21 protein-coding genes are annotated in these 25960 nt (G+C 71.7%); 16 read left to right on the forward strand and 5 right to left on the reverse strand.

Annotated features, from left to right (window positions below; all coding sequences use genetic code 11):
- Positions 1 to 52 precede the first annotated feature (52 nt).
- Positions 53 to 526, reverse strand: a complete 474-nt coding sequence (locus AC29IT_RS25845; RefSeq protein WP_184482313.1) for a metallopeptidase family protein — start codon at positions 524 to 526, stop codon at positions 53 to 55.
- 253 nt (positions 527 to 779) lie between these two features.
- On the opposite strand from AC29IT_RS25845, the gene AC29IT_RS25850 reads away from it, so the two are divergent.
- From AC29IT_RS25850 to AC29IT_RS25890, 9 genes are all read left to right on the forward strand, one after another.
- The gene (locus tag AC29IT_RS25850; RefSeq protein WP_358443275.1) at positions 780 to 1130 is read left to right on the forward strand and encodes a DUF3499 domain-containing protein; all 351 of its coding nucleotides are present in this window, start codon (positions 780 to 782) and stop codon (positions 1128 to 1130) included.
- Positions 1131 to 1246: 116 nt separating this feature from the next.
- Positions 1247 to 2596: a phosphomannomutase/phosphoglucomutase gene (locus AC29IT_RS25855; RefSeq protein WP_358443236.1), complete on the forward strand. Its 1350-nt coding sequence runs from the start codon at positions 1247 to 1249 to the stop codon at positions 2594 to 2596.
- A gap of 52 nt (positions 2597 to 2648) precedes the next feature.
- Positions 2649 to 2864 (forward strand): Trm112 family protein, encoded by a 216-nt coding sequence (locus tag AC29IT_RS25860; RefSeq protein WP_488220398.1) that lies wholly within the window; start codon positions 2649 to 2651, stop codon positions 2862 to 2864.
- Between the two features lie 6 nt (positions 2865 to 2870).
- On the forward strand, positions 2871 to 3944 hold the full coding sequence (locus AC29IT_RS25865; protein WP_488220399.1) for a hypothetical protein: 1074 nt from the start codon (positions 2871 to 2873) through the stop codon (positions 3942 to 3944).
- 149 nt (positions 3945 to 4093) lie between these two features.
- Entirely contained in the window at positions 4094 to 5332 is a 1239-nt protein-coding gene (gene manA, locus AC29IT_RS25870) for a mannose-6-phosphate isomerase, class I (RefSeq protein ID WP_358443228.1), read from the forward strand.
- Positions 5333 to 5421: 89 nt separating this feature from the next.
- Entirely contained in the window at positions 5422 to 6432 is a 1011-nt protein-coding gene (locus AC29IT_RS25875; RefSeq protein WP_488220400.1) for a cation diffusion facilitator family transporter, read from the forward strand.
- 281 nt (positions 6433 to 6713) lie between these two features.
- On the forward strand, positions 6714 to 8225 hold the full coding sequence (locus AC29IT_RS25880) for an amino acid permease (protein ID WP_358443223.1): 1512 nt from the start codon (positions 6714 to 6716) through the stop codon (positions 8223 to 8225).
- 121 nt (positions 8226 to 8346) lie between these two features.
- Positions 8347 to 8841 (forward strand): hypothetical protein, encoded by a 495-nt coding sequence (locus AC29IT_RS25885; protein ID WP_488220401.1) that lies wholly within the window; start codon positions 8347 to 8349, stop codon positions 8839 to 8841.
- Positions 8838 to 9152, forward strand: a complete 315-nt coding sequence (locus AC29IT_RS25890; RefSeq protein ID WP_358443218.1) for a winged helix-turn-helix domain-containing protein — start codon at positions 8838 to 8840, stop codon at positions 9150 to 9152. Before AC29IT_RS25885 ends, AC29IT_RS25890 begins: the two co-directional genes overlap by 4 nt.
- 204 nt (positions 9153 to 9356) lie before the next feature.
- On the opposite strand, the gene AC29IT_RS25895 is transcribed toward AC29IT_RS25890, so the two are convergent.
- From AC29IT_RS25895 to AC29IT_RS25905, 3 genes are all read right to left on the reverse strand, one after another.
- Positions 9357 to 11996: a hypothetical protein gene (locus AC29IT_RS25895; RefSeq protein WP_488220402.1), complete on the reverse strand. Its 2640-nt coding sequence runs from the start codon at positions 11994 to 11996 to the stop codon at positions 9357 to 9359.
- A 332-nt stretch (positions 11997 to 12328) separates the two neighbouring features.
- Positions 12329 to 13168 carry a hypothetical protein gene (locus AC29IT_RS25900; protein WP_488220403.1) on the reverse strand — a complete coding sequence of 280 codons (840 nt, stop codon included), beginning with the start codon at positions 13166 to 13168 and terminating at the stop codon, positions 12329 to 12331.
- A 116-nt stretch (positions 13169 to 13284) separates the two neighbouring features.
- Complete coding sequence (locus AC29IT_RS25905) at positions 13285 to 13947, reverse strand: Crp/Fnr family transcriptional regulator (protein WP_358443210.1); 663 nt, start codon at positions 13945 to 13947, stop codon at positions 13285 to 13287.
- A 99-nt stretch (positions 13948 to 14046) separates the two neighbouring features.
- Between AC29IT_RS25905 and AC29IT_RS25910 the strand changes: the two genes are divergently transcribed.
- The 7 genes from AC29IT_RS25910 to secA all read left to right on the forward strand — a co-directional run bounded on the left by AC29IT_RS25910 (position 14047) and on the right by secA (position 24743).
- On the forward strand, positions 14047 to 14685 hold the full coding sequence (locus AC29IT_RS25910; protein ID WP_488220404.1) for a dTMP kinase: 639 nt from the start codon (positions 14047 to 14049) through the stop codon (positions 14683 to 14685).
- Between the two features lie 151 nt (positions 14686 to 14836).
- Positions 14837 to 15514 (forward strand): MtrAB system response regulator MtrA, encoded by a 678-nt coding sequence (gene mtrA, locus AC29IT_RS25915; protein WP_224959260.1) that lies wholly within the window; start codon positions 14837 to 14839, stop codon positions 15512 to 15514.
- A 16-nt stretch (positions 15515 to 15530) separates the two neighbouring features.
- Complete coding sequence (gene mtrB, locus AC29IT_RS25920; RefSeq protein WP_488220405.1) at positions 15531 to 17435, forward strand: MtrAB system histidine kinase MtrB; 1905 nt, start codon at positions 15531 to 15533, stop codon at positions 17433 to 17435.
- On the forward strand, positions 17432 to 19150 hold the full coding sequence (locus AC29IT_RS25925) for an LpqB family beta-propeller domain-containing protein (RefSeq protein WP_488220406.1): 1719 nt from the start codon (positions 17432 to 17434) through the stop codon (positions 19148 to 19150). Before mtrB ends, AC29IT_RS25925 begins: the two co-directional genes overlap by 4 nt.
- Before the next feature lie 403 nt (positions 19151 to 19553).
- Positions 19554 to 20441: a ComF family protein gene (locus AC29IT_RS25930; RefSeq protein WP_488220407.1), complete on the forward strand. Its 888-nt coding sequence runs from the start codon at positions 19554 to 19556 to the stop codon at positions 20439 to 20441.
- Between the two features lie 466 nt (positions 20442 to 20907).
- The gene (gene hpf / locus AC29IT_RS25935; RefSeq protein WP_488220408.1) at positions 20908 to 21615 is read left to right on the forward strand and encodes a ribosome hibernation-promoting factor, HPF/YfiA family; all 708 of its coding nucleotides are present in this window, start codon (positions 20908 to 20910) and stop codon (positions 21613 to 21615) included.
- Between the two features lie 215 nt (positions 21616 to 21830).
- Positions 21831 to 24743 carry a preprotein translocase subunit SecA gene (gene secA, locus AC29IT_RS25940; RefSeq protein WP_488220409.1) on the forward strand — a complete coding sequence of 971 codons (2913 nt, stop codon included), beginning with the start codon at positions 21831 to 21833 and terminating at the stop codon, positions 24741 to 24743.
- Between the two features lie 77 nt (positions 24744 to 24820).
- On the opposite strand, the gene AC29IT_RS25945 is transcribed toward secA, so the two are convergent.
- Positions 24821 to 25255 carry an Rv3235 family protein gene (locus AC29IT_RS25945; protein ID WP_488220410.1) on the reverse strand — a complete coding sequence of 145 codons (435 nt, stop codon included), beginning with the start codon at positions 25253 to 25255 and terminating at the stop codon, positions 24821 to 24823.
- Positions 25256 to 25960: the final 705 nt, after the last annotated feature.

The raw sequence follows: 25960 nt of genomic DNA on the forward strand, positions 1-25960 counted from the left end.
GCCGTGCCCGGCGGCCTCGCGGTCACCGCCCGGCGGGGGAGTTCGGCATGGCTTACTGGCCTTCGATGACGTCCGGGTCCAAGCCCAGGTAGGTGGCGACCTGCTCGATGAGCACGTCGTGCAGCAGGTCGGCCATGTCCTGGCCGTCGCGGGCGCGGGCCTCCAGCGGCCTGCGGTACAGCACGATGCGGGCGCGGGTCGGCAGCCCGCGGCGGTCCACCCCGGCGGGGACGAGGCGCGCCAGCGGCACGTTCGCGTCCACCACCACGTCGTCGTCCCAGACGACCTTCTCAGGGGCGGTGACCTGGACCTCGGGCACCTCGTCGACGGCGACGTCGAGCTCGGTCAGCTCGGCGTGCCAGCGCTGCTCGATCGGTTCCAGGGCTTCCAGCACGATCGCGTCGAACCGTTGCGACCGGCTGCGCGCGACCGGGACCGACGACGGGTACAGGGGGCCGCGCAGGCCGCGCCCTCGACGGTCCCGCCGGGCGAGCGTCCGGCGCCGATATCCACGTGCGGTCACCACGGGCTGAGGGTACGCCCTCAGGACCCCCGCGGGGATGCCCGTTCGGGTCGCCTGTCGGCACCGGATGTGAGCACCCGCCGTCACCGGATCGCCCGGCACCCGTTCAGCGCAGCGCGAACAACACCGCCCACCTGCGCGAATCCGCCGGTGAGAGCCGTGCGCGCCGGAAGATCGACATCGACGGGCGAGGACGTTTCCGCGTGCCTCCGGCGCGGGCTGGACGGGGGGCGCTATCGTGCCAGTCGTGCGGAGCGTGAGGCGGTGCTCGCGGACCGGGTGTACCAACCCGGCCGTTGCGACGCTTACGTATGCCTATGCGGACTCGACCGCGGTGGTCGGACCGCTCGCCACGTATGCGGAGCCCCACAGCTACGACCTGTGCGAGGAGCACGCGTTGCGGCTGACGGTGCCGAAGGGCTGGGAGGTCGTCCGCTACGAGGGCGAGTTCTCGCTGCCGGACGGTTCCGCGGACGATCTGACCGCGCTGGCCGAGGCGGTACGCGAAGCGGGGCGGTCGGACCGGCCGGTGGACGCGCCGGACTTCTCCGTCGGCGGCGGCAGGCGCGGGCACCTGCGGGCGCTGCCCGACCCCCGGGACGACTAGGACCACGCCGAACGTGACGTGCCGCTCGTGGCCGTCGGGAGCTCTCCGCAAGATCACCGATCGCCGGTAGGCTCGGACCGCAGCGAGGTTGGCCGGACTACGTAGGGATGTGCAGCGTGCGGGACCTGTCGGAGATCGTCAAGGCGTACGACATCCGCGGGGTGGTGGATGAGCAGCTCGACGCCGACGTCGTTCGGGAGATCGGTGCCGCGTTCACCAGGCTCGTCGGCGGCCCGGCCGTCGTCATCGGGCACGACATGCGGGACTCCTCCCCGGCGCTGGCCGCCGCGTTCGCCGAGGGCGTCACCGGGCAGGGCGTCGACGTGGTCTCCATCGGGCTGGCCAGCACCGACATGCTCTACTTCGCCTCCGGCACGCTGGAGCTGCCGGGCGCCATGTTCACCGCCAGCCACAACCCGGCCCGCTACAACGGCATCAAGCTGTGCCGGGCGGGCGCCGCGCCGGTCGGCCAGGACAGCGGGCTGTCCGAGATCCAGGAGCTCGTCGGGCAGGGCGTCCCCGAGTTCCTGGGCGCGAAGGGCGGCACCACCGAGCGCGACATGCTCGCCGAGTACGCGGAGTTCCTGCGCGGCCTGGTGGACCTGAGCGCGATCCGGCCGCTGAAGGTCGTCGTCGACGCCGGGAACGGCATGGCCGGGCACACCGTGCCGCAGGTGTTCGAAGGCCTGCCGGTCGAGGTGGTGCCGATGTACTTCGAGCTGGACGGGAACTTCCCGAACCACGAGGCGAACCCGCTGGACCCGGCGAACCTGGTCGACCTGCAGGCGAAGGTGCGCGAGGTCGGCGCGGACGCCGGGCTGGCCTTCGACGGGGACGCGGACCGCTGCTTCGTGGTGGACGAGAACGCCGACCCGGTGGCGCCGAGCGCGATCACCGCGCTGGTCGCGGTGCGCGAGCTGGCGAAGGAACCGGGCGCGACCGTCATCCACAACCTGATCACCTCGCACGCGGTGCCGGAGATCGTCGCCGAGCAGGGCGGCAAGCCGGTGCGCACCCGCGTCGGGCACTCCTTCATCAAGCAGACCATGGCCGAGACCGGCGCCATCTTCGGCGGCGAGCACTCGGCGCACTACTACTTCCGGGACTTCTGGAAGGCCGACTCCGGCATGCTGGCCGCGCTGCACGTGCTGGCCGCGCTGGGCGGGCAGGACGGCGGGCTGTCCGGGCTGATGGCCGAGTACTCCCGCTACGCCGCCTCCGGCGAGATCAACTCGACGGTGCAGGACCAGGCGGGGCGGATGCGCGCCGTGGCCGAAACCTACCGGGAACGTTCCGGTGCTCGAACCGACGAGCTCGACGGGCTTACCGTGGAGCTGGCGGACGGCTCCTGGTTCAACATCCGGCCTTCGAACACCGAGCCGCTGCTGCGGTTGAACGTGGAGGCGCCGGACGCCGCCGCGGTCGCCGCGCTGCGCGACGAGGTGCTCGCCGTGGTGCGGGGCTGACCGAGTGATACCGCCCGCTGGGCGTGGACCGGGTGTGGACTCAGGAGGGAACGTGGCCGTGGCCCTGGAACCGACATTGCTGGAGATCCTCGCCTGCCCGGCACCGGACCACGGCGCGCTGCGCGCCGGGGGCGGGACCGAGCAGGACGAGTACTTGACGTGCACTTCGTGCGGCCGCGGCTACCCGGTGCGGGACGGCATCCCGGTGCTGCTGGTGGACGAGGCCGTCGGTGGCCCCGAGGATCCTGGCTCGACCGGGGAGAGGTGACCTCCGGTGCTCGACGACAGCCTCTTCGACGATCCCGAGCGGATCACCGAGGCCGATTCGCGCGGGCTGCTGCGCTCCGCCGCGCTCGCGGGCGCGCAGGTGCGGGCGGCCGCGGAGACGGTGCAGGAGATCGGGTTCGACGACCTCGCCGACGGCAGGCCGCGTTCGCTGGTGCTGGTGTCCCGGCCGGGCCTCGGCCCGTCGGTGTGCGGGTTGCTGGCCGCGCTGGCCGGGGCGTCCTGCCCGGTCCCGGTGATCGTGGCCGAATCGGTGCCGGTGTGGGTGGGGCCGCTGGACGTGGTGTTCGCGCACACCCCCGACCCGGGTGATCCGACGCTGGCCGAAGGGGTGGCGACCGCGACCCGGCGAGGCGCCTCGGTGGTGCTGGCCGTGCCGGCGGACGGCCCGGTGGCCGCGTCCGGCGCGGGCCGGGCGAAGGTGGTGCCGCCGCGGATCCCGGTGCCCGACGAGCTGACGTTCGCGCACGTGTTCACCGCGGGGCTCAGCGTGCTCATCGCGCTCGGCCTGCTGCGCTGCGACACCGATCAGCTGGCGGACGAACTGGACCGGGAGGCGGAACGCGCGCACCCCGGTCAGGAACCGCTGATGAACCCGGCGAAGTCGCTGGCGCTGCGGCTCGCCGATCACGAGGCGCTGCTGTGGGGAGTCGACCAGCTCGCCACCGCCGTCGCCGGGCACGGCGCCTACGCGCTGGGCGTGCACGCGGGAGTGGCCTGCGACGTGGCGAGCCACCCGCAGGCCGTCACCCGGCACGCGCTGTACCGCTCGGTCCGCGACACCGGATCGGACCTGTTCGCCGATCCGGACGAGGACGGCGGCGCGACGCCCCGGGTCTTCCTGATCGGCACCCGGCACGACGAGCGGGCCGAGGCGGACGAACGCGCCGCGACCCGGTCGCTGCCGGGCGCGGACCTGATCGTCCCGGGCGAGTCGGCGCGGGCCGACGCGGTGTTGCGGGCCGCGGTGCTCGCGTTGCGGTTCGATCTCGCCGCGGTCTACCTGGGCCTCGCGGCGGGCACGCTCGGAGGCCCGGGCAGGCAGGCGCTGGCCGTGCACTGACCGGACGGGGCGGAAACCTGGGTGATTGCCGGGAACGTCCCTGATGCACTGGTGGCGGCGAGGCGATGTCCTGGTTCCAGGGTCGGCGCCCCTACGGTGCCGGTCCGAGGACGCGTGCCCGACCGGCGGTGAAGAGAGCGAGAAGGACTGTGGAGTTACTGCGGAACGCGGTGCGCCCCTACGCGTGGGGCTCGCGTACCGCCATCGCAGATCTGCTCGGGCGGCCCGTTCCCACTCCGCACCCCGAGGCCGAACTGTGGATGGGTGCGCACCCGGGCGACTCGTCGAAGCTGGTGCGCCCGGACGGCAGCGAGGAGTCGCTGCTGGACCTGCTCGACGCGGACCCGGCGCACCACCTCGGTGAGGTGTGCACCGGCCGGTGGGGCAGCAGGCTGCCGTTCCTGCTCAAGGTGCTCGCCGCGAACGAGCCGCTGAGCCTGCAGGCCCACCCGTCCGCGGAGCAGGCCGCCGAGGGCTTCGAGCGGGAGGAGCGGGCCGGCATCCCGCGCAACGCGCCGAACCGGAACTACCCGGACCCCACGGCGAAGCCGGAGCTGGTCTGCGCGCTCACCGAGTTCCACGCGCTCGCCGGGTTCCGGGAGGCGCACCGCACGGTGCGGCTGCTGGGCGAGCTGGACGTGCCGACGCTGCGCCCGCACACCGCGCTGCTGGCGGCGCAGCCGGACCCCGACGGGCTGCGGGCGCTGTTCACCACGTGGATCACGCTGCCCGAGCACTACTTGCGCGGGCTGCTGCCGGAACTGCTCGACGCCTGCGTGCGGCACGTGCGCGAGCACGGCGAGTTCGCGCTGGAGTGCCGCACGGTGCTGGAGCTGGGGGAGGCGTACCCGAACGACGCGGGCGTGCTGGCGAGCCTGCTGCTGAACCGGCTGGTGCTGCAGCCCGGCGAGGCGATCTACCTGCCCGCGGGCAACCTGCACGCCTACCTGCAGGGCACCGGCGTGGAGATCCTGGCGAACTCGGACAACATCCTGCGCTGCGGGCTCACCCCGAAGCACGTGGACGTGCCGGAGCTGCTGCGGGTGCTGGACTTCACCTGCGGGGACATGCGGGTGCACAAGGGCGAGTCGCTGGACGGGAACCGCACCGTCTACCAGACGCCCGCCGAGGAGTTCCGGCTGTCCAGGGTGGACTGGTCCCCGGCGAACTCGACGGCGGTGCTGCTGGACTCGGACGGTCCGCAGATCCTGCTGTGCACGAAGGGCGCGCTGCGGCTGACCGCGCAGCGCCCCGGCGCGGAACCGGCCGAGCTGGAGCTGAGGAAGGGCCAGTCGGTGTGGCTGGCGGCCTCCGACCCGGCGGTGCTGGCGAGCCCGGTGTGCCCGGACGGGACGGCGCAGGTGTTCCGCGCCGCCGCGGGCACTTAGCAGGCGCAATCCCGACATACCTGCTCCGTCCGGGCGATCGCGGCGGTAGGTTTCCCGCGGAACGCAGGGAATCGAGCTCGGGAGCACGCGTGTCAGCAGGTGGCGGTACCAAGGCGATCCTGGCGGCGTTGGCCGCGAACGCGGGCATCGCGGTGGCCAAGTTCGGCGGATTCCTGTTCACCGGGTCCTCGTCGATGCTGGCCGAGTCGGTGCACTCGGTGGCGGACACCTCGAACCAGGGGTTGCTGCTGCTGGGGAAGAAGACCTCGGTGCGCCGGCCGACCGCGGAGCACCCGTTCGGCTACGGGCGGGACCGCTACTTCTACTCGTTCGTCGTGGCGCTGCTGCTGTTCAGCCTCGGGTCGGTGTTCGCGCTGTACGAGGGCGTGCACAAGATCCAGCACCCGGAGCCGTTGAGCTCGCCGCTGGTGGCGGTGGTGATCCTGCTGCTGGCGATCGCGCTGGAGTCCTACAGCTTCACCACCGCGATCAAGGAGTCCCGCGGGATCAAGGGCGGGCTGAGCTGGTGGCAGTTCATCCGGCAGGCCAAGACCCCGGAGCTGCCGGTGGTGCTGCTGGAGGACGCGGGCGCGCTGCTGGGCCTGGTGCTCGCGCTCGGCGGGGTGGGGCTGGCGGTGCTCACCGGGAACCCGATGTTCGACGGGATCGGCACGGTCGGCATCGGGCTGCTGCTCGGCGTGATCGCGGTGATCTTGATCGTGGAGACGAAGAGCCTGCTGATCGGGGAGGGCGCCGACCGGTCGGTGCTGGACGAGGTCGTCGGCGAGCTGCGCGGCGGCCGGGTGCGGCGGGTCATCCACATCCGCACCCAGTACCTCGGCCCGGACGAGCTGCTGATCGCCGCGAAGATCGACCTGGAGCCGTCGCTGGACGTCGCCGCGGTCGCCGCGGAGATCGACGCCGCCGAGGCGCGGGTGCGGGCGAAGGTGCCCGCGGCGCGGCTGATCTACCTCGAACCGGACCTGGACCGGAGCGGGGATCGGAGCGCGGATCGGGATCGGGGCGCGGTCTCGGAACCGGTCGCCGACTCGCCTTCCGAGACCGACTCGGAACCGTCGATCGACTCGCCGCGGGACTGATTCACCGCAGATCTTGCACCGTTCGCGGGGGCTTTCCCGATGATCTGCGGATAACCGGGAAATTGTCCCGCCGGGCGGCGGTCTACCTGCAGTGACACCCCTGCTGTGTGCGGACGGTGATCGCCTCGGAGCATTTGGCGGATCAACTTGTCCTCCGGGTGGACGGGGCGGTCACAGAGCATTAACGAATCCCGACCCCCACACTGTTTCCTAGCTAATCCGGTGCAACACTCCCCCGCTAGGGTGCGTTCCACCATTCGGGTTGGAAGAGGAGGGCGACAGTGCCAGGGACCGGGCTGTGGCGAACGAAGACGGTCGAGCAATCGATCAAAGACACCGATGAGCCGGACACGAAGCTCCGAAAGAACCTCGGTGCCTGGGACCTGATGGTCTTCGGCGTCTCGGTCGTCATCGGCGCGGGGATCTTCACGCTCGCCGCCTCCACCGCGGGGGACGTGACCGGCCCGTCCGTATCGCTGTCCTTCGTCATCGCGGCGATCGCCTGCGGGCTCGCCGCGGTCTGCTACGCGGAGTTCGCCTCGACCGTGCCGGTCGCGGGCAGCGCGTACACCTATTCGTACGCGACGTTCGGCGAGTTCGTCGCCTGGATCATCGGCTGGGACCTGATCCTGGAGTTCGCGGTCGCCGCCGCGGCCGTCAGCAAGGGCTGGTCCAGCTACCTGCAGCAGGTGCTGCAGCTCATCGGCATCAACGGGGTGCCGACGAAGTTCGAGCTCGGGCCGCTGCAGTTCGACTGGGGCGCGCTGCTGCTGATCGCCGGGCTCACCGCGGTGCTCGCGCTGGGCACCAAGCTCTCGGCGCGGGTCAGCCTCGTGATCAGCGCGATCAAGGTGTTCGTGGTGCTGCTGGTCGTCGTGATCGGCCTCTCCTACATCAACACCGCGAACTACACGCCGTTCATCCCGCCGGCCGAGGCCGGTGCGGAGGATGCGTCCAAGCTGGACCAGTCGCTGCTGTCGCTGCTGCTGGGCGGTGAGACGAGCAGCTTCGGCGTCTTCGGCCTGCTCGCCGGTGCCTCGCTGGTGTTCTTCGCGTTCATCGGCTTCGACGTCGTCGCCACCACCGCGGAGGAGACCCGCAACCCGCAGCGCGACGCGCCGCGCGGCATCTTCGGCTCGCTGGCCATCGTCACCGTGCTGTACGTGGCCGTCGCCGTCGTGGTGACCGGCATGGTCAACTTCAAGCAGCTGGCCACCGTGGACGGCGAGAAGGCCACCCTGGCCACCGCATTCCAGCTCAACGGAGTCACCTGGGCCGCCGGGGTCATCACGGTCGGCGCGCTCGCCGGCCTCACCACCGTCGTCATGGTCATGTTCCTCGGCCAGGTGCGCATCCTGTTCGCCATGTCCCGCGACGGGCTGCTGCCGCGCGGGCTGGCCAAGACCCACGACGAGCACGGAACCCCGGTGCGGGCGACGCTGATCGTCGGCGGCATCGTGGCGCTGGCCGCGGCGTTCTTCCCGGCGGACAAGCTGGAGGAGATGGTCAACGTCGGCACCCTGTTCGCGTTCATCCTGGTGTCCGCCGGCGTGATCATCCTGCGCCGGTCGCGGCCGGACCTGCCGCGTGGTTTCCGGGCGCCGCTGGTGCCGCTGATCCCGATCCTGGCGATCATCGCCTGCGTGTGGCTGATGCTGAACCTGACCGCGCTGACCTGGGTGCGGTTCGTCGTCTGGATGATCGCGGGCGTGGTGGTGTACTTCCTGTACAGCCGCAAGCACTCGCGGCTCGGGCAGCAGCAGCGGGACATCGCCGCGGGCGGCTCCGTCTGATCCTGCGCTCGCGCGCAGCGGGCCCGTTCCCCTCCGGGGGAGCGGGCCCGCTTTTTTCGCGCCGCGGACCGCGTGGACTGCACGCTTGGCATCTACTTGCCGATGTGCGTACACTTTCCATATGGAAAATGAATCGAACGCCTCCGGACGTGACCAGCTCGGCCAGCTCGACCAGGTCGCCGACGCGCGCCGCCGCCTCGCCGGCCACGCCGGGTTCCCCACGGCCTACTGGGTGATCTTCGGCGTCGCGCTCGTCGCGATGGCCGGACTGCCGATCTGGATGGACCTGCTGGGCACGGACTACAGCGCCTACCTGTCGTGGGGGCTCGCGGCGATCGCCCTCGGCTCGGCCGCCTTCTCCGCCGCCCAGCGCCGCCGATCCGGCGTCTACCTGCCCAAGCGCATCGGGTCCTACCCCGGCGCCCGGCCGATCTGGCTGGCCGCGCTCGCCATCACCGTGGTCGGCTTCGGCGTCATCGCAGTGCTGGTCAGGTTCGAGCAGCAGGGGATCGCCCTGCTGGTGCTGCCCGTCGTGGCGATCGCGGTCTTCGTGGCGCAGGTGAAGACCCGGGCGGCGATGCGGCGCGACATCGAAGAAGGCCGGGTCTGGCCGTGACGGGTGCGCACCAGGAAGGCGAAGGGCGCCAGCCCCTCTTCGAGACCGGGCCCCGGTTGGCGCTGTGCGCCCTGCTGCAAGGCGCCGAGTGGGTCGACTTCGCGACCGCGCGCGACATGCTGGGCGTCAGCGACTCCGTCCTCTCCAAGCACAGCCGGGCCCTCGAAGAAGCCGGCCACCTCGAAGTGCGCAAGGGCTCCGTCGGGCGCAGGCCGCGGACCTGGTTCCGGCTGACCGCGGAGGGCAGGACCGCGATCAGCAACCACCTGACCTGGCTCTCCGGTCTTCAGGCTGCCCTGGATCGGGAGTGACGGGGTCGTGTTGCGAGCGGGGTGGGTGGCGGAACCTCAGCGGTCTTCTCGCTGCGGGATCGTTTTCACCGGTGGCTCCGCCACAGGCGAAAACGCTGTCCTCGCGAGAATCCCGCTGAGAACCCGCGGGTGGTCTGGGTGGTCGCTGCTCAGCGGCTTCGCCGCTGGCAGGACGGTGGTATGGCTTGCGGTTCGGTTTCGGTGTCAGCGGTCTGCGGCTCGGAGGGCGTTGCCCCGTTCCCAGGGGGCTGCTCGGCCGCGCGGGTCGGTGAGCTCGGGGAGCGCGGAGCGGGAAGGCTTCCCGTCGTTCGCGGCGGTCTCGGCCGCCCCGGCCTCGCCGGTGCCCGCCACCTCGTCCGGGTCCCAGCCCAGCAGGTCCGACACGGATGCCGACTCGTCCTCGCCGAGCTCGGCGTCGGCGGTGGGCTCCGGTTCGGTGCGCCGCGGTTCGGTCAGGGCGCCCAGCGGATCAGCGGTCTGCTGCGCCACCGCGGTCGGCGTGCGCAGCGGCAACGTGGCGCCCCGCACCGGGATCTCCAGCCCGGCCGCCATCGCGACCGCGCGATCCCACTCCGGGTCCCCGCTGTAGTCCGTGTGCCCGAGCACGCCGGGCACCCAGCGGCGGAACGAGAACGGCCCGCGCTGCGGGTCCGGCAGCCAGTGGTCCCCGCCGAGGACCAGCGCGCCCGTCGGCCCCCGCGTCGCGGGCGGCAGCGGGCCCTGCGTCCCGTCCGGGCGCAGCCCGACGCCGATCAGCATCCCGTCGAACACCTGCCGGTTCCAGGTGGTCACCGCGCCACCGAGCGGATCGGTGCCGCGGCACAGCGACCGCCAGCGCCCGTTGAGCGACCCCGCCAGATCGCGCAGCGACCCGTGCGGCACCACCCCGGGGAACGCCCGCGGATACGCCCACTGCAGCTGGGAACCCGCGGTCACCAGCCCGACCCGCTCCCGATCGGCCTCCGGCAACGTCTCCAGCAGCCGCGCGGTCGCCACGGCGGCCAGCAGGCTGCCCTGGCTGTGCCCGACGAGCACCACCCGGGTGTCCGGCTCGGCGAGGTGCTCGGCGGCGCGCGCCGCCAGCTCCGGCACCACCTTCAGCGCGTAGCACGGCGGCACCACCGGGTGCGCCTCCCGCGGCCAGAACAACGTGAGATCGCACAGGATGCCCAGGTAGCGCCCGGCGGTCCGCTCCTTCGCCGCCAGCTGCACCATCCGCAGCAGCCCCGCCGCGAGCAGGCCCAGCGCCAGCACGCCCAGCGCGCGCAGCCAGTCCGCCCACTCGGTGCGCGGGAAGCCCCACGCCCGCAAGCCCACCGCCAGCACCGCGCTCGCCGTCAGCACCGCCGCCACCAGCAGCAGCACGTGGTGCGAGTAGCGCCGCTGCACGTCCGCGGTCCGCCACGAACCGGCCGCGTTGCGCTGGTCCTGCTGCCTGCCCGCGTGCAGCAGCGACACCTGCTCGGGCACGTCCTCGACCCCGCTCGGCAACCAGCGGCGGACCAGCATCCAGCAGCCCAGTCCGAGGCCGCCGACCAGCAGCAGCACCGCCGCGCTGCCCCAGAACAGCGCCACGTCGTCGTAGGCGTCCGGCAGCCGAAGCCGCTCCGGACCGCCCAGCGCCTGCCGGAGGCTCAGCGCGAGGCCGGCGCCGAAACCGGCGCCGAGCATGCACGCCAGCATCAGCATCGGCGCCGCCATCCAGCCGCCCGCCCACGGGCGCAGCTCGCGCGGCACCGACGACCAGCCGGGCCGGGCCAGCAGCGCGGCCGGCACCAGCAGCGCCGCCACCGCCAGGCAGGTCAGCAGCAGTCCCACGGTGATCGCGTCCACCGTCGCCCCGGAGCCCGGCAGCGGTGCGTTCAGCGGACCCGGCAACACCGCCACCGCCAGCAGCAGCACCGCGGCGGTGGCGATCACGACGCGGCGGGCGGTGCGGCTCAGCAGCCCGCGCACCACCGCGGCGACCGGGCCGGAACCCATGCCGCTCGGATCGTCCAGCAGCAACGTCCCGCCCACCGAGAGCACCAGCAGCAGTTCCGCCAGCATCCAGCGCGGATCGGGGCTCGGCGTCAGCGGCCCGCCCAGCGCGAGCACCGCGATCACCGCCAGCGCCCCCACCACGTGGAGCGCGCGCAGCGCGGGCGTGTCCGGATCGGCGACGACGTTCGCGCCCGGCAGCAGCGGAGCTCGCGCCGAATGCGGCGAGGACTCGGTGCGCCCGCCGAACGTGCGCCACGAACCGGAGACCTTCCAGGACACGCTGGACAGCCGGTGCATCAGCAGCACCACCAGCCCGAGCAGCAGCATCGCGGGCATCGCGCGCACCGCGGGCACGGCGCGCAGCGACTCCGGCACCGAGTCCAGGCACGGCGAACCGGGGCGCAGGCACTGCGCGGCGAGCAGGTCCAGCAGCACCACGGCCAGCTGCGCGACGAACAGCATCGTCAGCAGCAGCGCCCCCACCCGCAGCAGCGCCCGCAGCAACCGGGACAGCACGGCCCCGACGGCGTCGCCGGACCGCGGCGGCGGCAGCATCCAGTGCGCCACGTTGCTCAGCGCGAACGGGAACATCAGCGCCCAGCTGGCCTTCGCCCAGCCGCCGGAGGTCATGCCGCCCCACACGTAGCCCTCGACGATCCGGGGGACGGTGCGGTCGCCCGCGGTGAGCATCGGGCCCGGCACGGGACGGCGCAGCCGGTCGGCGGGGCGCACGATGCGGCCCACCCCGTCACCCGCCACGTCGACCGAGGCCACGGAGTCGGTGAGCGCGTCCCCGGTGGTCCCGAGGATGCCGTGCACCCGCAGCTCGACCACGCGGGTGTCGGGCCCCGGTATCTGCACTTGTGCCTCCTGGCCATCGGGTGTTGATCACTTGCCCGTGATTGTCCACCGCAGATCGACTCGTGGCGAGCCCTCGGCCACTCGATTGTGACGGCCTTCGCCCGGGCCTGTCCCCGGTTCGCCGTTGCTCGATCGAAATTCCAGGTCAGCGGAGCGTGCAGGGCTTGCGCGCGCACGCAACCGGGCACGTCCGGGTGAGCCGCAGGCGTGTCGCGCGAGCAGCGGCCGCCGCCCACCCCGCCCCGGGGGTGAACGGCGGCCGCCGGATGGAGCAGCCGACCCCTCCGCGGCTGCTCCACCCGCGCTCCGGGCCGGTGTTCCGGAGCGGGTGTTCAGGACCCGTTGCGCAGGCCGCTGACGTCCCGGGCCTGCCCGATCTGCAGCACCGAGCCGCTGCTCTCGCCGGAGAAGTTGTTCTGCACGTGCACCGACTGCCCGCGTCCGCCCTCGTCCCCGGCCTCCCGGCGCTCCGAACCGCGCACCCGGTCCTGCTCCTGCTCGAGCCGGTCGCGGTCGACGGGCCAGGCGTCGACCCCGTCCAACAGGTCCCGGTTCACCGAGCTCTTCGGGGTGTACAGGAAGGCGTGGGCTTCGAAGTTCTTGACCTTGACGGCGTTCGCGGCGAACTGGGAGGCGCGCTTCTTGATGTAGCCGCCTTCGACGACGTCGGTGAACACGCGCTGGGACAGGATCGCGGCGACGTAGGTGACGTCCGGATCGGAGCCGGTGAGGATGTGGCGCACCGGTTCGGCGTCGAGCAGCCGGTGCGTCTCGTTCATCGAGGTGGACAGACCGCTCTCCGGGACCGGCCCGAGGTGGATGCTGACGCGCAGCCGGAGCTTGAGCGCGCGGTCGCGGGCGCGGACGACCTCGTCGTGCTCGTCGAGCACCTCGTTGAGCTCGTCGAGGAACGGGTCCACCAGGAACGGGGTGTCCATGGCGTCGACGCCGAAGTAGTAGCCGTCGCCGGTGGAGTGGGGGAACACCTTCGTCTGCCACAGCCGGGCCAGGCCGCACTGCTCCAGCGCGCGTTCCAGCAGGTCCGGGATGTCCTGGCTGAGCCGTTCCTGGTGCGCGCTGGGGCTCTCGCTGAAGCCCTTGGTGTCCACGGCGAGCACCGCGCGGTACGGCGGGAGCTGGCTGCTGCGCCGGGTGTTCGGACTGGGTGGCATGTCGGGTCCTTCCTGGAGCGGGGGCACCCGCGGGCCGGTGCTGAGATCAGCATCGGGCGGGTGCGCGGAGCGCGGGGTCCGATTCCGGACACCGCGCCGGGTGACCGCGATCACGTCTATCGGGATCGGTGGATTTCGTCCAGCAACGCGGCCGGGTCGAGCACGTGCACCCCGCCCTGCTCGGTCCGCAGCAGGCCCAGCGCGCGGAACTCGGCGAGGCTCGCCGCCACCGAACTCCGCGCCAGGCCCAGCAGATCCGCCAGATCCCGTTGCGGCAGCGGCACGAAGTCGTCCTGCCCGGTGGTCGCGGTCAACCGGTGCAGCAGCCACGCCACCTTCGACCGCGCCGAGGAGCGCGACAGCTCCGAGATCATGGAGCCGTTCGAGCGCAGCTTCATGCTCAAGTAGCTGGTCAACTGGGCGTCGAGCCTGCGGCGGCGGATGAACGCGGTGAACTCGGGGCCGCGCAGCCGCTGCCCGCGGCACTCCACCACCGCGTGCACGCTCGCCGACCGCGGCCGCTTGTCGATGCCGGACTGCTCGCCGATGGTGTCGCCCGCGGCGCGCAGCGCCAGCAGCGACTGGCCGTGGTCCGCCCGCGCGCCCACCACCCGGCACAGCCCCGCGGTCAGCACGAACACGTGATCGCCGTCCTCGCCCTCGTTGAGCAGCGTCGCCCCGGGGCGGAAGCGGAACGGTCCGCCGATGCGCAGCAGGTCGGCCCACTCCGAAGTGGACAGGTGATCGCGGAAGCTGCGGTAGTCCTCGTCGAGCGCCACGGTGATCGATTCTGCGGCACCGGATTCGAGGTGGACGGTTTTCGCGCCAGGTCAACCCTAATGGCGGTCCGCGGCCCTCGGCTGCGTATCGTCGCCGCCGTGGGGCGGCTGATCGTGATCGAAGGACTGGACGGCGCGGGCAAGCGCACGCTCGTCGACGGGCTCACCGCGCGGCTGCGGGAACGCGGCAGCAGCGTCGCGCACGCCGCCTTCCCCCGCTACACCGCCGACGTGCACGCCGAACTCGTCGCCGAAGCGCTGCACGGCGAGCACGGCGACCTCGGCGGATCGGTGTACGGCATGGCCGTGCTGTACGCGCTGGACCGGCGCGGCGCCGCCGACGACCTGCGCGCCGACCTCGCCGCGCACGACGTGGTGCTGCTGGACCGCTACGTCGCCTCCAACGCCGCCTACGGTGCCGCCCGGCTGCACCAGGACGTCGACGGCGACTTCGTGCGCTGGGTGCGGGAACTCGAAGCCGACCGGTTCGGCCTGCCACGCCCCGACCTGCAACTGCTGCTGCAGGTGCCCGCCGACGTGGCCGCCGGGCGCGCCGAGCACCGCGAACGCACCGAGACCCGCCGCCGCGACCGGTTCGAAGCGGACTCCTCGCTGCAGCAGCGCTGCGGCGAGCTCTACGCGCGGCTCGCCGCCGCCGGCTGGTGGTCGCCGTGGCTGGTCGTCGACGGCTCCGCCCGCCCCGACCACGAGGCGATCGCCGCCCGCATCACCGGCTGACCTGCACCGCGCTCCGCGCCGCACGCGCCGCCGATCGACTCCCCCGTTCGGCGGTACACCTCGATCCGCGTTCGGTGCAGGCGCGACGACCTGCGGTGACGATCGGCGGGTGCTGCACGACCCGGGAGTGAGAAGTGCAACCATGTGGGGCATGAAGGCGCGCGTGCTCGTGGTGGACGACGATCCGGCCCTGGCCGAAATGCTGACCATCGTCCTGCGGGGCGAAGGTTTCGAGACAGCCGTGGTCAGCGACGGCACCAAGGCCATGCCCGCGCTGCGCGAACTGAAACCCGACCTGGTGCTGCTCGACCTCATGCTGCCCGGCATGAACGGCATCGACGTGTGCAAGGCGATCCGCACCGAATCCGTGGTGCCCATCGTCATGCTCACCGCGAAGAGCGACACCGTCGACGTGGTGCTCGGACTCGAATCCGGCGCCGACGACTACGTCGTCAAGCCCTTCAAGCCGAAGGAGCTCGTCGCCCGGCTGCGCGCCCGGCTGCGCCGCACCGACGCCGAACCCGCCGAGGTCCTCGCCATCGGCGACCTCAGCATCGACGTCCCCGGCCACGAGGTCACCCGCGACGGCGTGCCCATCGCGCTCACGCCCCTCGAGTTCGACCTGCTGGTCGCGCTGGCCCGCAAACCGCGCCAGGTGTTCACCCGCGAAGTGCTGCTCGAACAGGTCTGGGGCTACCGGCACGCCGCCGACACCCGCCTGGTCAACGTCCACGTGCAGCGGCTGCGGTCCAAGGTGGAGCGCGACCCGGAACGGCCCGAGGTGGTGCTGACGGTCCGCGGCGTCGGGTACAAGGCCGGCCCCCCGTGATCCGGAGACCGGCGCGTTGAGCGGGTGGGCGAGCCGGGGCGGTGTGCCGCACCGGTGGCTGTCGCGCGCCCGCGTCGAGGTCCGCGAGCGCTGGCAGCGCTTCGAACGCGTGTGGCGCCGGTCCATGCAGCTGCGGGTCGTCGTCAGCACCCTCGCGCTGTCCTCCGTGGTCATCTGCGTGCTCGGGATGGTGCTGCAGACGCAGATCACCTACCAGCTGATGACCGCGAAGGAAGACGCCGCGATCTCGCAGGTGCGCTACAGCCTGCCCGTGCTGGAACGCGAGCTGACCGCCGTCGACCCCAACTCCGACGACGTCTCCCAGCAGCTCGAACAAGCGCTCAACCGGCTCACCACGCCCAACTCGGGACGGCCCAGCACCGAGGCCTCCGCGGGCGCCTTCGACCCGGTGCTCGTCGACGGCTCCGACGCCGAATCCGAAGCGCAGCCCTCCGCGGGCCCCATCGACGACGTGCCGAAGGAACTGCGCCGGTTCGTCGAGCAAGGCGAGCTCGCCAAGCAGATCACCACCGTGCAGCGCGGCCCCGAACCGGTGACCATGCTCGTCGTCGGCACCCCGGTGGACAGCTCCACCCGGTCCCTGCAGGCCTACCTGCTGTTCCCGCTGACCTCCGAGAAGGACACCCTCAACGTCGTGCAGAGCACGCTGCTCGTCGGCGGGCTCGTGCTGGTGGTGCTGCTCGGCGCCATCACCAACCTCGTCACCCGCCAAGTGGTGCGCCCGGTGCGGCAGGCCGCCGAGAACGCCGCGCGGCTCGCCGACGGCGACCTCGACCAGCGGATGCGGGTGATCGGCGAGGACGACGTGGCCCGGCTCGCCGAATCCTTCAACGAGATGGCCGACAGCCTCCGGCAGCAGATCAAGCAGCTGGAGGAGTTCGGGCAGCTGCAACGCCGCTTCACCTCCGACGTCTCGCACGAACTGCGCACCCCGCTCACCACCGTGCGGATGGCCGCCGACGTGCTGCACGCCTCCCGCGAGCAGTTCCCGCCCGGGCTGGCCCGCTCCACCGAACTCCTCGTCGACGAACTCGACCGGTTCGAATCGCTGCTCGCCGACCTGCTGGAGATCTCCCGGCTCGACGCGGGCGTCGCCGAACTCGCCGCCGAACCGCTCGACCTGCCCGCCATCGTGCAGCGCGCCGTCGACTCGGTCCGCGGCATCGCCGAGACCAGCGGCGTCCCGCTGCGGGTCGAAGTGCCCGCCGTCGACCTCGACCTCGTCGCCGACGCGCGCCGCGTCGAACGGATCGTGCGCAACCTCATCGCCAACGCCATCGACCACGCCGAGGGCGGGCCCGTCGAAGTGCGGTTCGGCGCGGGGCAGGACGCCGTCGCGGTCAGCGTCCGCGACTACGGCGTCGGCCTCCGCCCCGGAGAAGCGGAACTCGTGTTCACCCGGTTCTGGCGCGCCGACCCGTCCCGCAACCGGCGCACCGGCGGCACCGGGCTCGGCCTGTCCATCAGCTCCGAGGACGCCCGACTGCACGGCGGCCTGCTCGACGCGTGGGGAGAACCGGGCTCCGGCTCCTGCTTCCGGCTCACCCTGCCCCGCGAACCCGGCCGCGACTTCACCGAGAGCCCGCTGGCGCTGCCGTCCGGACGGCGCATCGCCGCCCCCGGCGCGCTGCTCGCCCGCACCGTCGACGCGCATGCCGACGGCGAACCCGACGGGGAACCCGCCGTCCGCGATACCGGACCGGCCCGGCTGTCCGAACCGGTCGAGCCCGCGGCCCGCGCCGACCACCTTCGGCTGGACCGGGCCCGCGCCGACCGGGCACGCCTCGAACAGGCCCGTTCCGACCGGGCCGGAGACGCTCAAGCCCGAGTCGACCAGGCCAAGGCCGAGCACGAGCGCGGCGACCAGACCGCCCGCCGAGGCAGGGAGGACCCGAGATGATCAGTCGCAGGCTCGTCGTGCTCGCCCTGGCGGTGCTGCCGCTCGCCGCCTGCGCCTCCATCCCGGAACGATCCGACCCGATGGCCGTGCCGCCGCTCGTCGACCACGGCGTCTCCCGCACCACCGCGCCCGAACCGCCGCGCGCCACCGACGCCGTCGACATCGTGCGCAGCTTCGTCGACTCCGGCTCCACCAGGGAGACCGGCTTCGCCTTCGCCCGCAGCCACCTCACCCCGGAAGCCGAACGGCGCTGGGAACCGGCCAGCTCCGTGCTCATCGTCGACAACATCGACACCATCCCGGTGCCGCCCGCCCCCGGCCAGCCCGAGGGGGACCGCGTCGTCAGCCTGCAAGCCGACCGCGTCGGACGGCTGCGCGCCGACTCCTCCTTCGTGCCCGAAACCGGGTCCTTCGAAGTGCGCGTCCCCGTGCAGCGCGGCCGCGACGGGCGGTGGCTGATCACCGCGCCCCCGTCCGACATGGTCATCAGCCGCACCTCCTTCGAGAACGACTTCATGCCGGTGCCGATCTACTTCGCCGACCACGACGGCACCGGCGTCGTCCCCGACCTGCGGTGGATCGGATCGCAGCCGGACAGCACGCTCCCGCGGCGCGTCGTCGAACTGCTCATCGGCGGCCCGTCCGAAGGCTTCAAGAAGGCGATGGCCAGCAGGCTCCCGACCGGCGCGAACCTGAAGACCAACGCCACCGAAGCCGACGACGGGGCGCTGGTCGTCAACCTCGGCGAACTCGGTGAACCCGACCTCGAAGCCCGCCGCATGATCGCCGCGCAAGTCGTGCTGTCCCTGCAGAGCGTCAGCAAGGCCCGCGTCCGCCTCCAGGAGGACGGTGTCGCGCTGCTGCCCGACAAGCCGGACCTGCAACCCGCCGACGTCGCCTCCCACGAGAGCGACAACGCGCTGCGCCCCGGCACCCCCGGGCTCGTCATCATCGGCGAACGGCTGCACGTGCTCGACGAGAACACGCGGCCCATCCCCGGACCCGCGGGCTCCGGCGCGCTCGAAGTGCTCCAAGCCGCGCAGTCCATCGACGGCAGCAGGCTCGCCGCCGTCACCCGCAACCCCACCGGGCAGGTCGACCTGCGGATCGGCGCCTACGCCTCCTCGGAACTGCCCGGCGTCCCGCTCACCGGCAGCTTCATGTCCCGGCCGAGCTGGCGCGACGACAACGAGGTGTGGACCGTCGTCAACGGCCGCGACGTGTTCCGCGCGATCGACGAGAACGGCACCTGGACCGTCCGGCCCGTCGACGTCGCCGAATTCGCCGCAGGCCGCGAGATCAAGGAACTGCGGCTCTCGCACGACGGGACCCGGGCCGTCGGCGTCGTCGACGGCAACCTCGTCGTCGCAGGCGTCGTCGACGAGGACGGCCGCGTCGCGCTGCGCAACCCCGTGGTCCTCGGCGCCGACCGCGGCTTCGACGTCACCCACGTCGACTGGCTCACCGACCGGTCCCTCGTCGCCACCACCGACGGGTCCTCGCCGGTCATGGAGGTCTCCGTCGACGGGTTCAAGTGGACCGGGTACGCCTCCGCGAACCTCACCCAGCCGATCAACGCGGTCACCGTCGGACCCGGCAAGCGCGTCGTCGTCGCCGACCAGAGCTGGCTGTGGGAGGCGGGGGAGCCGAAGGCGGTGTGGAGCCTGCTACCAGGTCAGATAGGCGGTAACTCGATCCCGCTCTTCCCCGGCTGACGCCCCTCTTTCCCGGGTGATGCCGTTCTTCCCCGGGTGACGCCGCGCGTTCCCGGGTGGTGCCGTTCTTCCCCGGGTGGCGCCGCTTCCCCCGGCTGATTTCCCCGCTTCCTCGGGCGATGCCCGGCTGGTGCCGCTCTTCCCGGTGCTGACTCGGCCCCCTGCGCTGCGCGGGGCCGGACCTCGGCGGCGTGCTCGCCGCGGGATCGTTCTCGCCCGGCTCCGCCCCGACGACGCCGTCCTCGCGAGAAGGCGGCCGAGCACCCGTCGGGCGGCCCGGTCGCTCGGCCGGTCACTACTCGGCGCTTCCCCGCTGACGAGATCCGCCGGTCCGGCCGACTCGCGCCGGTCCGGCCGACTCGCGCCGGTGTGTCGGATCGGGGGAGGGCGCAGGATCCGGGGCATGCCGGGAGCGTGGGGGAGGGTCGGCGGGGGCGTCGCCGCCGCGGTGGGCGGGCTGGTGGATCTGGTGCTGCCGTTGCGGTGCGCGGGGTGCGCGCGGCCCGGCACCGGGTGGTGCGCGGGTTGCGGGCGGGAGCTGGGCGGGCTGCGCAGGGTGGTGCGGGCACTGCCCGCGCCGCCGGGCGATCGCGTCGTGCTGCCCCCGGTGTTCGCGCTCGGCCGGTACCGCGGCCCGGTGCGACGCGCCATCATCGACTACAAGGTCGCCGGACGCCGCGACCTCGCCGAACCCTTCGGCCGCGCGCTCGCCGAGGGCCTCCGCGGGATCACCGGGTGGGAACCGGAACTCGCGTCCGCCGCGGTCCGGGCCGATCCGCCGGCAGCCGGTCTGCCGTCAGCCGGTCTGCCGTCTGCTGATCCGTCGTCTGCTGACCCGCTGTCCGCTGACTCTCCGTCCGCTGACTCGCTGTCTGCTGATCCGCCGTCAGCCGACCTGGCCCAGGCGTCCGAGGCAGCGCGCTGGCACCTGGTGCCCGCCCCGTCCCGGCCGATCACCTCCCGCCGCAGGGGCGGCGCCCACATGGCCCGGGTCGCGCGCCGGACCGCCGCCGCGCTCGCCGCGGACGGCACCGCCGCGACCGTCGCCGACTGCCTGACCACCGGCCCGGGCACCCGCGACTCGGTCGGCCGCAGCCCGCACGAACGGCTGCGCGACCTGGCGGACCGCGCCGCCGTGCGGCCGGACCGCGCACCTCCCGCCGCCGCCCCGGTGCTGCTGATCGACGACGTGCTCACCACCGGCGCCACGATTGCGAGCTCGGTGGGCGCGCTCGCCGGCCACGGCATCCCCGTCACGGCGGTGCTGGTGCTGGCCGCGACCGCAGGTTGACCCGATCGTGCGTTGTCCGACGGCCCGACATCCGGGTGGAACTCCACCGGGGCCTTCGTTCGTTCAGGGGGTATGAGCAGTCGGCAGAATCCGGTGGCGGTCCTCTCGACCGGCGCGGACCGCGACACGCGCCCGTTGCGGCACGTGATCGCCAGTCGATCTTGCTTCCCCCGAACGAGTGAGACCTGTGGGGTGGGACACGCCGTGGAAACGCGCTGCGCGAGCCTCGCGCGTCGCCCGCTCAGCCCCGCACATCACGCTCGGTGGCGGCTTGACGTCGCCCATCTCGGGGGCTGTTTCCCGTTGGCGAAGTTAGCTAACGTGCCTGCATTCAGTCGTACCCGGGCTTTCGGGAAGGAGTGAGAACCCCATGTCCCTGGCGCCGGAAGCGAGCTGAGAACACCGCTGCACCGGCGCCTCCGTGCGGACACGTCCACGGGATGTACGCGAGGAACGGAGGTCGTGAATGGACATCGTCGTCAAGGGTCGCAACGTTGAGGTTCCCGAGCACTACCGGGAGCACATCGCCGAGAAGCTGACCCGGCTGGAACGCTACGACAGGAAGACCATTCGGGCGGACGTGGAGCTCTTCCACGAACGCAATCCGCGACAGGCGAAGAGCTGCCAGCGCGTCGAGATCACCCTGAAGAGCCGCGGCCCCGCAGTGCGGGCCGAAGCGTGCGCAGGGGATTTCTACGCCGCGCTCGACTCGGCGACGAGCAAGCTGGAGAACCGGCTCCGCCGCATGCACGACCGTAGAAAGGTCCACTACGGCAGGCACAAGTCCACCTCCGTCGCCGAGGCGACCTCGGCGAACACCTCCAAGACCGTCGCAGCGGCGGGCGCGACCAGCGCCGTCGGACTGCTCGAAGCCCCCGCGGAGGACGCAGTGGACGCCGACGTGGACATCGACCTCCCCGCGGGCACCGGCGCGACCGGCACCGGACGCGGGGTTCCCCAGCCGCGCGGCGGCTCCGACGACGGCTACGAGCCGGGACGGATCGCCCGGGAGAAGGAGCACACCGCGGTTCCCATGACCGTCGACCAAGCCCTCTACGAGATGGAACTGGTCGGCCACGACTTCTACCTGTTCTCCGACGCCGACACCGGTTGCGCGAGCGTGGTGTACCGGCGCCGCGGATTCGACTACGGGGTGATCCGGCTGGCAGCCTGACCCGCTGATCGACCGGGCGTCCGGCGAGTCTGCGCCAGCGCCCGACCCCGCCGACCGTCCCCCGCGTACCGTGTGCGCGGGGGACGGTCGCCGTCCGGGGCCCGGCACCGACCGATCGCTCCTCGGGAATCGCCCACCGGGCGTCCCGGCTCTAATACGATGACCACAAGGCGTCCTTGACGGGCGCATCACGATCAGCTAGTGAGGTCGACCGGATGGTCCTGTCCCGACTGCTCCGCGCCGGCGAGGGCAAGACGCTCAAGCGCCTCCGCGCCATCGCGAAGCACATCAACGAGCTCGAAGACGAAGTGCTCGCGCTCTCCGACGCAGAACTGCGGGCCAAGACCGACGAGTTCAAGCGCCGCTACAACGACGGCGAGACCCTGGACGAACTGCTGCCCGAGGCGTTCACGGTGGCACGCGAGGGCGCGCACCGCACCCTCGGTCAGCGGCACTACGACGTCCAGCTCATGGGTGGCGCGGCCCTGCACCTCGGCCAGATCGCCGAGATGCGCACCGGTGAGGGCAAGACCCTGACCTGCGTTCTGCCCGCGTACCTGAACGCCATCGCGGGCAAGGGCGTCCACGTCGTCACCGTCAACGACTACCTCGCCAAGCGCGACTCCGACTGGATGGGCCGCGTGCACCGCTTCCTCGGGCTCGAGGTCGGCGCGATCACCGCCGACATGACCCCGGAGCAGCGCCGCGCCGCCTACGAAGCGGACATCACCTACGGCACGAACAACGAGTTCGGCTTCGACTACCTGCGCGACAACATGGCGTGGAGCCTGTCCGACTGCGTGCAGCGCGGGCACTTCTTCTCCATCGTCGACGAGGTCGACTCGATCCTCATCGACGAGGCCCGCACGCCGCTGATCATCTCCGGCCCCGCGGACCAGTCCTCGCGGTGGTACCAGGAGTTCGCGCGGCTCTCGCCGATGCTGCAGAAGGACGTCCACTACGAGGTCGACGAGCGCAAGCGCACCGTCGGCGTCACCGAGGACGGCGTCACGATCATCGAGGACCAGCTCGGGATCGAGAACCTCTACGAGGCGGCGAACACCCCGCTGGTCGGCTACCTGAACAACGCGCTCAAGGCCAAGGAGCTCTACAAGCGCGACAAGGACTACATCGTCCGCGACGGCGAAGTCACCATCGTCGACGAGTTCACCGGCCGCATCCTGCACGGTCGCCGCTACAACGAGGGCATGCACCAGGCGATCGAGGCCAAGGAAGGCGTCGAGATCAAGGCCGAGAACCAGACGCTGGCCACGATCACGCTGCAGAACTACTTCCGCCTCTACGAGAAGCTGGCCGGCATGACCGGTACGGCCCAGACGGAGGCCGCCGAGTTCCAGGGCACCTACAAGCTCGGCGTCGTCAGCATCCCGACGAACGAGCCGATGGCCCGCAAGGACCAGCCCGACCTGGTCTACAAGAGCGAAGCCGCCAAGTTCGAGGCCGTCGCCGAGGACATCGAGGAGAAGCACCGCACCGGGCAGCCGGTGCTGGTCGGCACCACCAGCGTCGAGCGCTCCGAGCACCTGGCGAAGCTGCTGACGAAGAAGGGCGTGCCGCACAGCGTGCTCAACGCCAAGCACCACGAGTCGGAGGCGGGCATCGTCGCCGAGGCGGGGCGCAAGGGTGCGGTCACGGTCGCCACGAACATGGCCGGCCGCGGTACCGACATCGTGCTCGGCGGCAACGTCGACCACATCGCCGACGCCGAGCTGCGGCGCCACGGACTGGACCCGGTGCAGCACCGCGAGCAGTACGAGGCGGAGTGGCCCGGTGTCGTCGAGCGGGTCAAGGCCCAGGTGAAGGCCGAGGCCGAAGAGGTCCGCGCCGCGGGCGGCCTGTACGTGCTGGGCACCGAGCGGCACGAGTCCCGCCGCATCGACAACCAGCTCCGCGGTCGTTCCGGCCGCCAGGGCGACCCCGGTGAATCGCGCTTCTACCTGTCGCTCGGTGACGAGCTGATGCGCCGGTTCAACGCGGCCATGGTCGAGACGGTCATGACCCGGCTCAAGGTGCCGGACGACGTGCCGATCGAGAACGGCATGGTCACCAAGGCCATCCGCAGCGCTCAGACCCAGGTCGAGCAGCAGAACATGGAGATCCGCAAGAACGTCCTCAAGTACGACGAGGTCATGAACCAGCAGCGCACGGTGATCTACGCCGAGCGCCGCCGGGTGCTGGAGGGCGAGGACCTCCGCGAGCAGGTCCGCCACATGATCAAGGACGTGACCGCGGCCTACGTCAACGGCGCCACCGCCGAGGGCTACGCCGAGGACTGGGACTTCGAGAAGCTCTGGACGGCGCTGAAGGCGCTGTACCCGGTCCGGCTGGACTGGGAGGAGCTGGTCGAGTCCGAGGAGGACGTCAGCAAGGAGCTGCTCCAGGAATCGGTCCTCAACGACGCCTGGGACGCCTACGACCGGCGCGAGGCCGAGGTCGACGGCAAGGTCGGCGCCGGCGCCACCCGGGAGCTGGAGCGCCGGGTCGTGCTGAGCGTGCTGGACCGCAAGTGGCGCGAGCACCTCTACGAGATGGACTACCTCAAGGAAGGCATCGGCCTGCGTGCGATGGCGCAGCGCGACCCGCTGGTGGAGTACCGGCGGGAAGGCTTCGACATGTTCCACGCGATGCTGGAGGCGTTGAAGGAGGAGTCGATCAGCTTCTTGTTCAACGTGCAGGTGGAGGCCGCCGAACCGGAACCCGTCACGGAGGAGCCGTCGGTGCCGGTTTCGGTGAGTCGTTCCGACGGGTCCGACTTCCCGACGGACGTGCAGCCCGCGATCCCGCGCGAGCAGCGCGCACCGCAGGCCGCCGCCCAGTCGACCGGTGAGGCCGCGCAGCCGCGGTCGAAGCGCGCCAGGGCCGCCGGGCCCGCGATGAGCCAGCTCGGTGGTGGCACGGTCGGTGGCGACGGCACGCAGAACGCGTTCGGCGGGCAGGGCTTCGGCGCGCCGCAGCAGCGTCCGCGGCTGAACTACTCCGGCCCCAGCGAGTCGGGCGAGGTGCGCACCAGCACCGAGCACGGCGGCGGTGAGGACGCCAACGGCGGTACTCGGCGCGAGCGCCGTGCCGCGGCCCGGGAAGAGGCCAAGAAGAACAAGCGGAACTGACGTTCCGCGCGCAGCACCACCGCGGCGCCCCGCACTCCTCGTCGAGTGCGGGGCGCCGTCGCGTTCCGGCCCGGAGGTCAGACGACGGCCAGGAAGGTGCACAGCCATCCCGCCCCACCCCGCTCCCAGCGCAGCACGACCGCACGGGCGCGGCCGCGGGAAGCGAGGACCGCACAGCCCTCGACGAGATCCGATCGGACCGCGCACGCGTGCAGCGAGGTGAGCCTGGTCCGGGAGTCGCCGAGGATCTCGCGCACCGACGTGGATGTGAACAGGGCGTGCACGGCGGGGGAGAGCCGGGATTTGATCTGGCTCAACGGCCGCCGCCCGAGCAGTACGTCCACCACCGGTCCGCCGAGCCTGCTCGCGAGCGCCCCGGAACTGCGATCGGCGGGCGCGCCCGCGGGGTTGGCGAGCTCGGTGCGCGACGGGCCGGGCGAATGAGGTCCGGAACTCGGGAGCGCCGAGATCTCGGCCGGACGGGAATCGAGTGGCGGGGCAGCGGCGGTCATGTCTTCTCCAGGACGGGGTGGTCGGCGACGGATCGGCCCGATCTCGTGGGGAAGAGGGCGGCGGACCCGGATCGCGGTCGCGATCCGGCGAGATCGCCCCGAAGGTGTGAGGACCGGTCGAACGGGCGACACCCGGCGTTCATCCCCCGTGACCTGCGATTTCGCATTAAGAGGGGGGTGGTGTTCAGGGCCCTGTGGGCGTCCTGTAGATTTCTTTCTGCCAGCACGGAACGGGCCGAAAACGAATCGGGCCGGGTGCGGCGGGGGTTGCGAAACGGGCTTCCAGGTGACTGGTAGAGTGAGCGACCTGATGAATCAACTCTAAACGGCAGGCCGGTGGCGGATGTTTCGCCTGTGGGTGTGGCTGGGAAGCGGAAACGCTGAACCGACCCCCCCTGAAACGGCCGGAAATCGGGCCTGCTAGAGTTTGAAACATCGCAAGAACGGAAGACGAAAGAGTGACTCCCCGGAGTTCGCGGCCCTGAAATTGGGGTTGTGGGTGATGGTGTGGGTGTGTTCTTTGAGAACTCAACAGCGTGCCGATGATGGTGAGTGGTAAACTCATCTTGATGAATTACATGCCTCGGCTTTCTTTTGGGATTGCTGGGGTGCCTCGTTTATTTCGGGGCAGGATTTACTCTAAGACATTGTTGGAGAGTTTGATCCTGGCTCAGGACGAACGCTGGCGGCGTGCTTAACACATGC

This window comes from Saccharopolyspora sp. MMCC62, assembly GCF_057736575.1.